Origin of the sequence: Zongyangia acetica (genome assembly GCF_038739695.1) — a bacterium.
GTDB classification, from domain to species: Bacteria; Bacillota; Clostridia; order Oscillospirales; family Ruminococcaceae; genus Zongyangia; species Zongyangia gallinarum.
On the sequence record NZ_JBBEWN010000002.1, the window covers coordinates 70,877 to 83,321 of the forward strand.

The window sequence follows — 12,445 nt, forward strand, 5'->3', positions numbered from 1 at the left end:
GCATCACCTCCAATCCGCAACACTGATTATTTGGATTTGGAGGGATTAAGTGCCTGTGTATTGTCCGCCACTGACAAGCGGCTGCAGGTAGGCAACGATAAAGCCTAAACTGTTCAGAACAATCCACGTCACAACAATGCGCTTCAGCCAACTTGTAGCTTCGTCAACTGCACGCTGGTTTCTTGAAATCATACGAACCAGAAGTGCGACTGCCGCAGCAGTGACAGCTACGATTGTACTGATACCGGCCAGCTGCCCATAGACATCGCGCATTATTTTCGAGAAACGATCCCAGATCGTGTCAGCCATGATTGGCTGCAAAGAGATCAGTAACGCTGAAGCGGTGCTGACAAATGTCCAATACCCATTTACCAGGTATCGCTTCCCTTTTTTGATCTGACTTGTCATGCTGTATACCTCCTTTTTGATTGTGCAAAAAAACGCTGTTTCCATAGACTTTTCTCAGTCTCAGAAACAGCGTTTTATCGCCAGTCCCATTTTGGGATGATATAATTATAACTCTTTTCCTTTTGCATGTCATCGGCATATACCTTGCCAATTTATTTACATTTTTGTGCCATCCAATAGGACATTTTGTTTTCAGCATAAATCTTCAAGCAATGTCAGCACTTCAAACCACGAATCCATCTCGGTAGAAGGAACTGACCAAAGTCGTAAAGAAATGATGCCAATTGCCTGCGTTCGAAGTCTGTAATAATGCCGTGAGGAAATGTTGAGTCGGTATAACAGTTCGTTGTGAGAAAGTTTTTCGGGTGCAAGATATGTCATGTAGATTACTTCATACATTTTTTCGCCGTGTTCCGGTTTTCTCTTCAGAACGGTTAGTGCCTCATTCACTCGATCCAAGAGAAGTCTGGATTTTTTTATGCTTTCGATTCTACTTTCCAACTTTTTGTTATCCAAGCTAAGTTCTACATCGATGTAACGCAGTATAGCATCCAAATCATTCAAAGGGCGATCCAGTTCATCAACAATAGTCGTTGGAAAACACTCCAGTGCCCAAACAATACTTCGGTAATTTTGCAAAAGCATCTCGGTATTGTGATATGTACGACGCTTTTTATCTTTTTGCACCTGTCTGATCTTATCATCGTCAATATCAGCATCGCCAAGGATTCCACGCTGTGTCAGAAGCTTAATAAATGCTGCTGACTGCGCAGAAAGGCGGCTTTCCTGCTGTTCATATGCAGATTGTTCTGCTTTTTTATTCTCGCTCATAGTAACTCTCCTTTGATTTTTTGAATTCTGGAAAATGAACACAAGGTCCTCGTATATTCTCAAAATTCTCTAAAGGTGAGATATATACTACTTCCTTGCAGTCATAATTACAATTCTTACAATTCCAACAATGCAGAGAAAAATACGCGCGTATTATAGGGCTCGAAAGTGCAACGCGATTTTCAGCTTTGCTGTTTTCTCCCGGCTTTTCGATACGTTCAGCAGATGTTTTTACACTAAACCATGCGATCATGCGGGATAAGCGTTCATGGTCTGTACCTTCAATATGTACATTGGCTGCTGAAATGCGTATTTCTTCGATAATGCGTACAACATTCGCCTGTGTAGGCAGTGAAACCTCTGTACCGGTTTGATACAATTGATTAAAAATGAGACATCCATAGGAGCCGGGAAGACGATACAGCGCGAAGACATCCTTATACTTTTGAAAGAAACGCCATACTTTTGTCTTTTCCCATTTCCATCTCTGTCCCATGGTTTCCAAGGTTAATAAAGCTTTGCGTCGTTCAAATTGAACGGTTGGTGCCAATAAAGAGAAAATATTTCCTGAATCCTGCCAGACAGTATGACACCAAAGATCTAACCATGCATCCGATTCACTGAATTTACGGTTACTATCTGCCAGCCTCTGAGTAATATCTCTCGGAAGACAAATAAAGCCATATCCGTCACTCGCATAAACAGTACCTTCAGAACATTCAGCTCCAGAACATTTTACAACCCAGTCATTGATTTGATAGGTTAACTTTTTCGTTTTTGGATCCAAAGAGTAGCTGATATATCCTAAAGCGGATAATTCATTCATTATTTCTAAGGCCTGTGCTCGGCTCTTCAAACCAAGAATGCTTTTAAGTCCAACAATTCCACCAGACCACATTCCCGGAATTACCTCATTTTTGTATCCACAATAAAGGGCATGTCCCTTTCGAAACGCTGCACGAGATGCCAGCTTTGCCCAGTAACCCATTAGCCCCTTGCCCTGAGGTAAATATGCCCGAGACAGTTTTACCCACTGGTACTTTAACAAGCATTTCATAACAGCGTTCTCCTTTCTTAAATTTTGATATGAAAATAGGGCAGTCCTTATTTAAAGAAACTGCCCCTAATGAATATTTAGATTCTTACTCTCAAGCCTATAAGATTACCTGTTTTAATTCCAACCAGATACCATTGATCGTTTATCTCTATTCTGGTAGGAACCCATTTATTATTCACAAATACCTCCATACTTGTTCCGCAATGAAGCCCTCCATAATAATCATCCAAATCAAACCGAATATCCATCCGATCTGTATCATGATCATAAATCAATACGCCTTGCCTCATTTAAAGTATCCTCCTATGCTTTGGTAAAATTGAATACACATTTGAGCCTTGATATAAATTAAAGCCGGATTGATTATTACTCAATCCGGCTTTCTGTGGCAGTTATTGAATTATAGAGTTTTTTGGATTCTCATACTGAGATTTGGACAAAAGCAGTGAAAATCCAAAATGAATGGCTAAAATTTGCTTGTATTGCAATCCTGCAGTTTGATATTCTTCCTCTATGTAGCCCCCTTCCGATTTTACTTATTACTGTTTTGTTGCGTTTTTTCTTTTCGATACAATTGACGCAAATACTCTTCAAAAATACTACGTCGTATTAAAACCTTTTTGCCGATCTTATATACAGCCCCGGCCTCTCGTGCCATACGAGTAAATACTTTTAGCCCGAGACCATAATAATCAGCGCCTTGATAATAGGTTATAAAATCACGCTTTAACATTTCTATATCTTCATCGTCAAGCATATCCGAAAACATCCACAGGTTTCCACTCATTCCTCCTCCTCCTTAAAATTCAAAGTACTTGGTTCACGGAACCGTTCCAAATATTCATCAAAAATATCTCTGTTAATCAACACTGTACTATCCATTCGATAGATTGCTCCTGCCTCACTGGCAAGTTCCATCAGTTTTTTATGCTGAATGCTATAAACAATTTCCGCATCTTTATAGCGGAGAAACTGTTTACGAAGTCTCTTAGCACTTTCACGCACCTCATTGCGTTTTTTTAGGTCATAATATGCCTTTGTCTCGTCACTAATCATGATTTCATTCCTTTCTTTCTATTCAAATCATTTCTGTCATAACAAAAGCTAACCCTAAACGAAAAAAGAGAACACTCCTGAAATTACTTTCAAAAAGTGTTCTCTTAGCAGTAAGTGCTATTTTGCGTCTTGAGTTGACAACAATTCATTTTGCGCTGTATTTCTCCATATCGCTATGAAAAATTGTTGTCAATTTGTTGTCAACTGGGATTTGATGTGCTGCAAACCCGCATAAACACTGGGTTTATTTGTCCAGAGGCTTCATTGTCGGGAAGAGCAACACATCCCGGATGGAATAGCTGTCGGTAAGCAGCATCACCAGGCGGTCAATGCCGATGCCGATGCCACCTGTGGGGGGCATACCATATTCCAGCGCGTTGATAAAATCATTATCGATATCGCAGGCTTCCTCATCTCCGGCAGCCTTTAACTGCGCCTGCCGTTCAAAACGGGAACGCTGGTCAATCGGATCGTTGAGTTCGGAGAATGCATTGGCATGCTCACGTCCAACAATAAACAGCTCAAACCGTTCGGTATAATCGGGGTTTTCCGGTTTTCTCTTGGCAAGAGGAGAAATCTCCACAGGATGATCCATCAGGAAGGTGGGCTGGATCAGCTTGTCCTCTACAAACTGCTCAAAGAAAAGATTGAGGATGTCACCCTTGAGGTGGTGTTCCTCATACTCTACATGATGCTCCTTGGCAAGAGCACGTGCCTGCTCCAAGGTTTCCACCGTAGAGAAATCCACTCCCGCATATTTCTTCACCGCATCAACCATGCTCAGACGCTCAAAAGGCTTTTCCAGGTCAATAGCAATGCCATTATAGGTGATCTGGGCTGTACCCAGCACCGCTTTGGCCACATGACGGATGAGATTCTCGCATAGGTCCATCATGCCGTGATAGTCGGTATAAGCCTCATAGAGTTCCATCAGGGTGAATTCCGGGTTATGGCGCACGTCGATACCTTCATTGCGAAAAACCCGGCCAATTTCATAGACTTTGTCAAAGCCGCCTACAATCAAACGTTTTAAATGCAGTTCCAACGCAATGCGAAGATACATGTCAATATCCAGGGCATTATGGTGGGTGATAAAGGGACGTGCGGCCGCACCGCCTGCCTGGGTATGCAGGGTGGGAGTCTCCACTTCCAGGTAACCGTGAGTATCCAGATAATTTCTGATCTCCCGGATAATCATGGAACGCTTGACAAAGGTATCTTTAACATCAGGATTGACGATCAGATCTACATAACGCTGGCGATAGCGAAGTTCGGTGTCTTTGAGACCATGCCATTTTTCCGGCAGGGGCTGCAGGGATTTAGAAAGAAGCTTCAGGGAAGTCGCCTTGACGGAAATTTCCCCCTTCTGGGTCCGGAAGGCAGTTCCCTCTACACCCAGAATATCGCCGATATCCCACTTCTTAAATTCCCGGTAGTTTTCTTCTCCCACACCGTCCAACCGTGCATAGACCTGAATCCGGCCGGAGGCATCCCGGATATCCAAAAAGCTGGCTTTTCCCATCTTCCGGCAGCTCATCATGCGCCCGGCAATGGAAACCTCGCTGCCTTCCATGTCCGCAAAGTTATCTACAATTTCCTTAGCGGTGGTAGTCCGGGTATAGGTGGTAATCTCAAAGGGATTTTTTCCGGAATCCTTCAACTCCTCCAGCTTTTCCCTACGCACCCGCAGAATCTCGGACATTTCCTGCGCACTCTGTTCCGGCGCACTGTTATTTTGGTTTTCCTGCATCTTTCACGTCCCCCGTTCATTCTCTTTTGCGCTTTTCTACAGAAACAGATATAAGCGAGCTCTCATTCGCCGCGTATACCGCAGGAGAAAGCTCGCATCTGTCAGATACATCCAATTGCCACCATCAGGCTATTTTGTGATATCCAAAATCTCAAATTTCAGGATGCCCACAGGAGCCTCCACCTCGACGATATCACCAACCTTGTGACCCAAAAGTGCCTGTCCTACCGGGGATTCATCAGAGATTCTTCCGGCCATCGGGTCGGACTCGGTAGAACCGACAATCTGATAGATGACTTCTTCGTTGTATTCCAGATCCAACGCCTTCACCTTAGAGCCAATGCCTACATGCTCATTGGATAGTTCATCTTCATCGAGAACCTTTACATTTTTGAGCATAGCCTCCAGCTGAGCGATTCTCGCCTCAACAAATGCCTGCTCATTTTTCGCCTCATCATATTCGCTGTTCTCGGACAGATCGCCAAAGGAAAGGGCAACCTTGATCTTTTCCGCTATATCTTTTCGTTTGACTGTCTTGAGCTCTTCCAACTCATTTTCCAGTTTTTTCAATCCTTCGTCAGTCAAAACCATTTGTTTTTGATTTGCCACTGCGCATCTTCCTTTCAGTGTCTGGCCTTGGGGACCACGACAATATTTGTATTATAGGCGAACATTCCTGACCTGTCAAGACCTGGGTCCAGTTTGTTCTACAAAAGCTTTTTATCGCTCCTTTTGCTGTATTCTGGCCATATATTCACTGACATCTGCCGCAGGAATTGGGTTGCCATTGCAGATGCACCAGTCAATTGGCAGGCTTGCCAGTTCCCGCATACCGCAGAGCTGCCAAAGGGCTGCCAAAAAATCAGATTCCTCAATCAGCGGTGGTTTCAGGGCAAGGAGCTGTTCAGGGATTACCTGATGAAATCCACTGATCACCCGTCCATGTCCCCGTATGTTGGTCTTGTCGATTGTCACAATCGGCGGCAGGATTTCGTCGCTGTGCTGATCCACAAGTCCATGGGGTGCATAAACCACGCCGGAACGGTAGGCGTCGTCCTGGTTTTGTGAAACTAAGACAGACGCGCCATAGGTATCCATCATCTCTTCAGCCACCCCGTCGTACATAGCCTTGTTTGCCGTAGATACCCGCACAATCGTCGCATGACGGACAGCTTTCCTCACAAAGTCGGCACCAACCCCCCGCATATCCACAAGGCCAATACTTTTGCGGTAAAGAGGCAGAGGGGCCTGCTGCATACACTGCAGCACAAAATGCCGTGCCAAAGCATCTGCATATTCCCATACCGAGAGCCGGCAGAGCCCCAGTTCTTCCGGCGGTTCCACCTGTCGCGGTAGCACCAGCATCCGGCCAGCCCGGCCAGTCATTTCCGCAATTTCTTCCCAATCAATATCCAAAAAGCTACCCGGCCAGGTGATAACAGCAAATCTTATTTTGTCCACATTGACATAATCTATTTGAGATTCTCTCTTTTCAAATAGACGGCGGATGGAAAAACGCTGCTTCTCCATTCCATCCGAAGCACACAACACCACAAAGATAATCTCCACCCTCTTCCCATCCTGCCTGTCCAGATCCGTTGAGACAAGGTCCTGCAACATCATCCTATGGGAAAAAGATGAGAAAAAGACCTGATTTTCATCAGGTCTTTTGGAAATTCAAATCTGCCATATCCATTGTTTGAGAGGTATCACCTTTATGCTGCCGCATCCTCTTCCTCTGAAGATGACTCGCTGCTGGTGGATTCGCTGCTTTCAGAAGCGCTTTCTGTCTGTGGTGTAGTCTGGCTTCCCTCAGTGTCATTGAGTAGCATCTGATCCAGTACCGCAATCGCTCTTTGCAGTTGGGCATCTTCCTCTTCTTCCAAATCGTCAAAGGTAGTTCCATCTTCCATCTGGAGTGCCACTTCATAGTCTGGCTTAACACCTACGCCATCAAAGCAGGAACTATAGGGCGGATTAAAGGTACCTACGGTCAAATTGATGGCGGATCCATCATTGAGGGTGAACAGCTGCTGGATTTTTCCCTTACCAAAGGTAGTGGTACCCACACACCTGGCCATTCCATAGTCTTTCAGTGCCTGAGCAAAGAGCTCCGCAGCGCTGGCGGTCTTTTCATTCACCAAGACCACCATAGGCGTGCTATAGACATACCCGCCATCGGATTCAGCCAGGACCTCTGTCGTACCATCTTTGTAGGTAGCGGATACAATGGGGCCTTCAGGCAATAGAGTGTCCAGTACTTTGGCAGCAGCATCAATGGTGCCGCCTCCATTATCCCGCACATCAAAAATCAGACTGGTCGCACCATTATTCAGCATTTCGTTTAAGGCTTTTCCAAACTGATCCGAAGTCACATCGTTAAAGGTGGTAATCCGGATATATCCCTTTTCCCCAATGAGACGGGCCTCCACCGTGGGAATCTCCACATTGCGGCGGGTCATCTCCAGTTCTTCATCGGTATTGTCCCGGCGGACCACTAGGGTCACAGTAGTTCCGGCGTCGCCTTGAATCAGTTCCGCCGCCTGATCAATATTATCTGTAGTTAGATCGGTGTCATCAATTTTGACCACCATATCTCCCACCTGTAGCCCCGCGTTCTGTGCAGGGGAGTCATCATACACCTGGGTTACTCTCAAGGAACCTCCTTCTACTTCAAAGGATGCGCCTACTTCAACCCGTTTGCCAGCTAAAGACTCCTGCAACTCTTGATATTCCTTGGCGCTAAGATAAGAGCCATATTCGTCTCCAATACCCTCAATATAGCTGTGGGCTAGGGCATCGTTGAGCTGGGTTTCATCAATGGTTCCGCTGTAATTTTGCCGGACAATCCGGTCCACCTCAGCAATCTTCGCATACATAGTTTCACGCTCTTTGACATTGTGAACCTTTTCGTTGAAATTGTTCATGGCGAAAACCATGGCGATGCAAAAGGTGACGGCTGCGGTGATAATCATAAATGTAATCGCCGCACCCAGTGATATTTTTTTACTCATGAATCTGCTCCTTATGGCTGCTTTCCCTGCTAGCCTTGCAGGTAGGGCAGCGGATTTACATCATCTCCATTGATACGGACTTCAAAGTGGAGATGAGCGCCGGTGGACCATCCGGTAGAACCGACATAAGCGATGGTATCGCCCCGGCTCACCTTCTGTCCCTCAGAAACCGCAATGCCGCTGGTATGGGCATACAAGGTACTGTAACCACCGCCATGGTCGATGATGACATACATACCATAACCCACTCCATCTGTATAGGCGTAATTGGTTTTGATGACAGTGCCGTCATTGGCCGCCACAATGGGAGCACCATAGACACTGGCACCAGAAATGTCAATGCCAGTATGGAAATCAGTATTGTTAAAACGCCAACCGTAGTAAGAAGTAATATTGCTGAAGCCAGGCAGCGGCCATCCGAATTCACCGCCGACAAACTCACTACCCTGACCAGATCCACTATTCTGGGCATCCTGGATAATCTGGGATATCTCTGCCGATGCAGCTTCCATCTGCTGTTGGATGGTGGCTTGGTTCGCTAAATACTGCTCCTCAAGCTGGGTGATGTAATCGATCTCATCTTCAGTCTGGTCAAGTTTGCTATCCAGATCCTGTTGCTTCGCATCCAGCTGTGCCTTATCGCTCTCGATTTCTGCTTTGGCATCATCTAAAACAAGCTTGTCTTCTTCCAGGGACTTCTTGTCTTCCTCCAGCTCTGCCTTGTCGTTCTTTAGGTTATCAATCAGTTCCTTATCTTGATCCGTAATCCGCTGGACAACATCAGCCTTGGTCAAGAAATCATAGAAACTGTCGGCACCAAGGATCAATCCTAGGGAACTTGCTTCCCCACGCATATACATGGCTCTGAGCCGCTGCTTAAACAGCTCGAAGTTGTCGTCGATGTTCTTTTCCTTTTGCTGAATATTCTCTTCTGTCTGGGCAATCTTTGCCTCCGTGGTGGAGATGCTGTCCTCCAAAGCCCCTATTTTCTCGGTGAGGACCGATATTTCCTGCCGGATGATGCTGATCTGGGAATCTAGCTGGCTTTTTTCTGCCAGCTTCTTTTCCCGTTCTGTCTTTGCGTTGTCAATCTCAGCCTGAAGGGCATCCTGTTGATCCTGCAAATCCTCTAGCTGGTCCTGCAGTTCATCAATCCGGTCCTGATCTACTGAAGATTGCTGAGAGGATTCTTCCTCCGCTGGAGGCTGTGTCTCCTCATCAGCAGCATAGGCACCACAGGTGGCAATAATCATGCATATGCATAGTAGCAATGCTGTCCATTTCAGTTTCCGCCTTTTGGGCATGTCGCATCCCCTCCCTAGAGTTTGATTTTATCCCATTATTTGTTTTCGGTAATGGTGTCAAAACACTATACCTTCAGATATTTTCTCACAAACACAAGGCTCCCTAATGCTCCTAGGAGGATGCCTCCCACGCCAAAACCAAGAGCCAACTGTCTCGCCACCGCCGTAAAAGGCACCACATTCATAAAAGCCTCTTGAATCCACTGAGAGGAAACAGGCGCCTGATCCACATAATAGATCAGGAGGTTATAGCCGCCCCACAGCAGGAAAAAGGATAGGATAGCGGAAATGAGCCCCAGAAGGATTCCCTCCACCAAAAACGGCATCTTAATAAAACCATCGGTGGCTCCTACGTATTTCATGATATTGATCTCTTTTCTGCGGTTGAAAACGGTGATCTTGATGGTATTGGAAATGATGATCATGGATACAACCAGCAGAATTCCAACAATAACGATTCCCGCCACATAGACAATATGCTTGATTGTAGTCAGCGTACCTGCAATTTCGGTAGGCGCCCTAGCATAATCCACCCCGTCGATTTGCTCAATGGCCTGCTGGGTCTCCGCCAGCTTAGAAAGATCGTCTACCTTCACCCGGAAGGAAAAAGGCATGGGGTTTTGATCCTTCAAATCTTCAAAAAACTCGTCCTGCTCCCCTACGCTTTCCAGCGTCTGAGCCAGAGCCTCCTCTTTGGAAACAAAGATCACGTCGGTTAGATTATCTGTCTGGTTGAGCTGCTCTTCGATATCGTCCACGTCCGATTCGGGAACATCCTCCTGGACGAATACCACCATCTCATTCTGATCCTCTACATATCCCACAATGGAATTAATGTTGATGGACACCAGCACTGCCGCCCCAATAAGAAGCATGCAGGCGATGAGAACGCCAATGGAAGCCAAGGACATAAGACGGTTGACCCAAAAGCCGCGGAAACCCTCTTTCAACAGATAACGAAAACTACTTGCCTTCATCAGTTGACCTCCAATCGTTATGGTCAGACACAATCCTGCCACTATCTAATGTGATCACTCGGCGGTTAAATTTCGCGACCAGGTCGTGTTCATGGGTCACCATAATGATGGTGGTACCGCAGCGGTTAATTTCATTCAGAAGATCCACAATTTCAAAGGACAACTCAGGGTCAATATTGCCGGTGGGTTCATCGGCGATAATCAGAGAGGGGTTGTTCACCAGGGCCCGTGCCAAGGCTACCCTCTGCTGTTCACCACCGGAGAGCTGCTCCGGTAGAGATTTTGCCTTGGAGGCAAGCCCTACAAGGCCCAGTATGTAGGGGACACGCCGGCGGATATCATGATAGGAAACATTGGTTACCCGCAGCGCAAAGGCCACGTTGTCATATACATTCATATTGGGGATCAATCGGAAATCCTGGAACACCATGCCCAGGGTTCTCCGGAATTTAGGAATCTGTCGGCGCTTAAGGCTCCCCAGGTCAAACCCGTTGACCATCACCTTTCCTGACGTAGGCTTCTCTTCCCGCATGATCAATTTGACCAGCGTACTTTTTCCCGCGCCAGAAGCCCCGACCACAAAAACGAATTCTCCCTTATCAATGAACAAATTCACATCTTTGAGCGCATGCGTGCCCGTAGGATAATCCTTGGACACATTGCTGAAACTTATCACTTTTGCACCGCCTCTTGGATTTCAGTTGGTTCAACTGGGACAAAAGGATATCTCTATCCCAGCGAAGGGTCTATCTGAAAGATAACATCAAAATGCGCCTGACGGCGCATTTTTCATTGCGGGGATGTTGTGTTCCTGCATCTCTTATTTGTTGTCATCAGTATTTCACAGGGTTAGCCGTCAAATATTTTTTCACCATCAACGCTACCTTAAAGATGATGGCATGGTCGAACTCCCGCAAATCCAAACCGGTCAATTTCTTGATTTTTTCCAGCCGGTAAACCAGGGTATTTCTGTGTACAAACAATTTTCTCGATGTCTCGGAGACATTGAGGTTATTTTCAAAGAACTTTTGGATCGTGAAAAGAGTCTCATGATCCAGGCTCTCAATGGAACCCTTTTTAAAGACTTCCCGCAAGAACATCTCGCATAAGGTAGTGGGAAGCTGATATATCAACCTTGCGATTCCCAAATTGTCATAGCTGACAATGGATTTCTCGGTGTCAAATACCTTACCCACTTCTAGCGCCACCTGGGCTTCCTTGAAGGAGCGGGCCAGATCCTTGATACCGGCCACAGAAGTACCGATACCTACCACAACCCGGGTGTAGAACTCGCTGCCCAAAGTATCCACAATAGAGCGGGCCAGCTTTTCCAGGTCTTTAGATTCAATTCCAGGCTTAATCTCTTTGACCAGCACGATATCGGACTCGCTGATGTTGAATACAAAGTCCTTCTGCTTGTCCGGGAAGAGGTTCTGGATGACATCAAAGGCAGAAATGTCGTTGGAGGACACAATGCGGATGAGCAGTACCACACGGTTGATGTCCGTATTAAAATGGAGCTCTCTTGCCTTGACATAGATGTCCCCAGGCAGGATGTTGTCCAAGATGACATTCTTGATAAAGTTGTTGCGGTCATACTTTTCGTCGTAGTATTGTTTGATGCTGGACAGGGATACCGCCAAAATGCCGGCAAACTTAGCCGCCATGTCGTCCGTTCCCTCTACAAAAACGGCATAGTCGGGTTTCATTCTTGTGCCGAACGGCTTATAAGTATAACCGTCACGGACAAAAATGTCGTTGGACTCCACCAGATCCAGTGAAATGTATTCGCTGGTTTCACCGATCCTGGTCAGATCACTGCACGAGATAATGGTGGCAGTGTCGTCCACTACGCCGATCACCCGATCCAGTGTGTCGCGCATCTGATGTACTACGCCTTGAAATAATCTGTTCGACATAACCTTTTATTCCCCTTCTTCTACAAATTGCGGACGCATAACCTGCGAAAAGCTTTTATGTAAAATGTACGAAACTGCTCTTATATATTTTACACAAAAAAAATACAATTTGCAACATTTTGATGAATA

14 protein-coding genes are annotated in these 12,445 nt (G+C 45.9%); all 14 read right to left on the reverse strand.

Going from position 1 to position 12,445, the window contains the following annotated elements; translation table 11 throughout:
- Positions 1-45: 45 nt before the first annotated feature.
- A complete protein-coding gene (locus WGC32_RS02125; protein WP_342680525.1) occupies positions 46-408 on the reverse strand; it encodes a hypothetical protein in 363 nt (120 codons plus the stop codon).
- A 192-nt stretch (positions 409-600) separates the two neighbouring features.
- Complete coding sequence (locus WGC32_RS02130) at positions 601-1,239, reverse strand: hypothetical protein (RefSeq protein WP_316687752.1); 639 nt, start codon at positions 1,237-1,239, stop codon at positions 601-603.
- Positions 1,226-2,296 carry a hypothetical protein gene (locus tag WGC32_RS02135; RefSeq protein ID WP_316687753.1) on the reverse strand — a complete coding sequence of 357 codons (1,071 nt, stop codon included), beginning with the start codon at positions 2,294-2,296 and terminating at the stop codon, positions 1,226-1,228. Before WGC32_RS02135 ends, WGC32_RS02130 begins: the two co-directional genes overlap by 14 nt.
- Positions 2,297-2,373: 77 nt before the next feature.
- Complete coding sequence (locus WGC32_RS02140) at positions 2,374-2,586, reverse strand: DUF5348 domain-containing protein (protein WP_316687754.1); 213 nt, start codon at positions 2,584-2,586, stop codon at positions 2,374-2,376.
- 242 nt (positions 2,587-2,828) lie between these two features.
- Positions 2,829-3,083 carry an excisionase gene (locus WGC32_RS02145; RefSeq protein ID WP_316687755.1) on the reverse strand — a complete coding sequence of 85 codons (255 nt, stop codon included), beginning with the start codon at positions 3,081-3,083 and terminating at the stop codon, positions 2,829-2,831.
- A complete protein-coding gene (locus WGC32_RS02150) occupies positions 3,080-3,352 on the reverse strand; it encodes a DUF6462 family protein (RefSeq protein ID WP_316687756.1) in 273 nt (90 codons plus the stop codon). Before WGC32_RS02150 ends, WGC32_RS02145 begins: the two co-directional genes overlap by 4 nt.
- A gap of 244 nt (positions 3,353-3,596) precedes the next feature.
- A complete protein-coding gene (gene lysS, locus WGC32_RS02155) occupies positions 3,597-5,102 on the reverse strand; it encodes a lysine--tRNA ligase (RefSeq protein WP_342680526.1) in 1,506 nt (501 codons plus the stop codon).
- Between the two features lie 129 nt (positions 5,103-5,231).
- Positions 5,232-5,711, reverse strand: a complete 480-nt coding sequence (gene greA, locus WGC32_RS02160; protein ID WP_191481854.1) for a transcription elongation factor GreA — start codon at positions 5,709-5,711, stop codon at positions 5,232-5,234.
- Between the two features lie 111 nt (positions 5,712-5,822).
- Positions 5,823-6,671: a hypothetical protein gene (locus tag WGC32_RS02165; protein WP_342680527.1), complete on the reverse strand. Its 849-nt coding sequence runs from the start codon at positions 6,669-6,671 to the stop codon at positions 5,823-5,825.
- A gap of 146 nt (positions 6,672-6,817) precedes the next feature.
- Positions 6,818-8,116, reverse strand: a complete 1,299-nt coding sequence (locus tag WGC32_RS02170; protein ID WP_342680528.1) for a S41 family peptidase — start codon at positions 8,114-8,116, stop codon at positions 6,818-6,820.
- Between the two features lie 29 nt (positions 8,117-8,145).
- Complete coding sequence (locus WGC32_RS02175) at positions 8,146-9,420, reverse strand: peptidoglycan DD-metalloendopeptidase family protein (RefSeq protein WP_191510148.1); 1,275 nt, start codon at positions 9,418-9,420, stop codon at positions 8,146-8,148.
- Positions 9,421-9,485: 65 nt separating this feature from the next.
- On the reverse strand, positions 9,486-10,397 hold the full coding sequence (gene ftsX / locus WGC32_RS02180; RefSeq protein WP_191481858.1) for a permease-like cell division protein FtsX: 912 nt from the start codon (positions 10,395-10,397) through the stop codon (positions 9,486-9,488).
- Positions 10,384-11,073, reverse strand: a complete 690-nt coding sequence (gene ftsE, locus WGC32_RS02185) for a cell division ATP-binding protein FtsE (protein WP_191510147.1) — start codon at positions 11,071-11,073, stop codon at positions 10,384-10,386. Before ftsE ends, ftsX begins: the two co-directional genes overlap by 14 nt.
- 157 nt (positions 11,074-11,230) lie before the next feature.
- Positions 11,231-12,316, reverse strand: coding sequence for a helix-turn-helix domain-containing protein (locus WGC32_RS02190; RefSeq protein ID WP_191481860.1), 1,086 nt, complete (start codon positions 12,314-12,316; stop codon positions 11,231-11,233).
- Positions 12,317-12,445 lie beyond the last annotated feature (129 nt).

Bases quoted from the DNA above. Each gene is read 5' to 3' on its own strand.
- WGC32_RS02150 (WP_316687756.1), bottom strand. From the start codon at position 3,352: ATGATTAGTGACGAGACAAAGGCATATTATGACCTAAAAAAACGCAAT.
- WGC32_RS02140 (WP_316687754.1), bottom strand. From the start codon at position 2,586: ATGAGGCAAGGCGTATTGATTTATGATCATGATACAGATCGGATGGAT.
- WGC32_RS02125 (WP_342680525.1), bottom strand. From the start codon at position 408: ATGACAAGTCAGATCAAAAAAGGGAAGCGATACCTGGTAAATGGGTAT.
- WGC32_RS02145 (WP_316687755.1), bottom strand. From the start codon at position 3,083: ATGAGTGGAAACCTGTGGATGTTTTCGGATATGCTTGACGATGAAGAT.
- WGC32_RS02135 (WP_316687753.1), bottom strand. From the start codon at position 2,296: ATGAAATGCTTGTTAAAGTACCAGTGGGTAAAACTGTCTCGGGCATAT.
- WGC32_RS02190 (WP_191481860.1), bottom strand. From the start codon at position 12,316: ATGTCGAACAGATTATTTCAAGGCGTAGTACATCAGATGCGCGACACA.
- WGC32_RS02130 (WP_316687752.1), bottom strand. From the start codon at position 1,239: ATGAGCGAGAATAAAAAAGCAGAACAATCTGCATATGAACAGCAGGAA.
- WGC32_RS02170 (WP_342680528.1), bottom strand. From the start codon at position 8,116: ATGAGTAAAAAAATATCACTGGGTGCGGCGATTACATTTATGATTATC.
- WGC32_RS02175 (WP_191510148.1), bottom strand. From the start codon at position 9,420: ATGCCCAAAAGGCGGAAACTGAAATGGACAGCATTGCTACTATGCATA.
- ftsX (WP_191481858.1), bottom strand. From the start codon at position 10,397: ATGAAGGCAAGTAGTTTTCGTTATCTGTTGAAAGAGGGTTTCCGCGGC.
- lysS (WP_342680526.1), bottom strand. From the start codon at position 5,102: ATGCAGGAAAACCAAAATAACAGTGCGCCGGAACAGAGTGCGCAGGAA.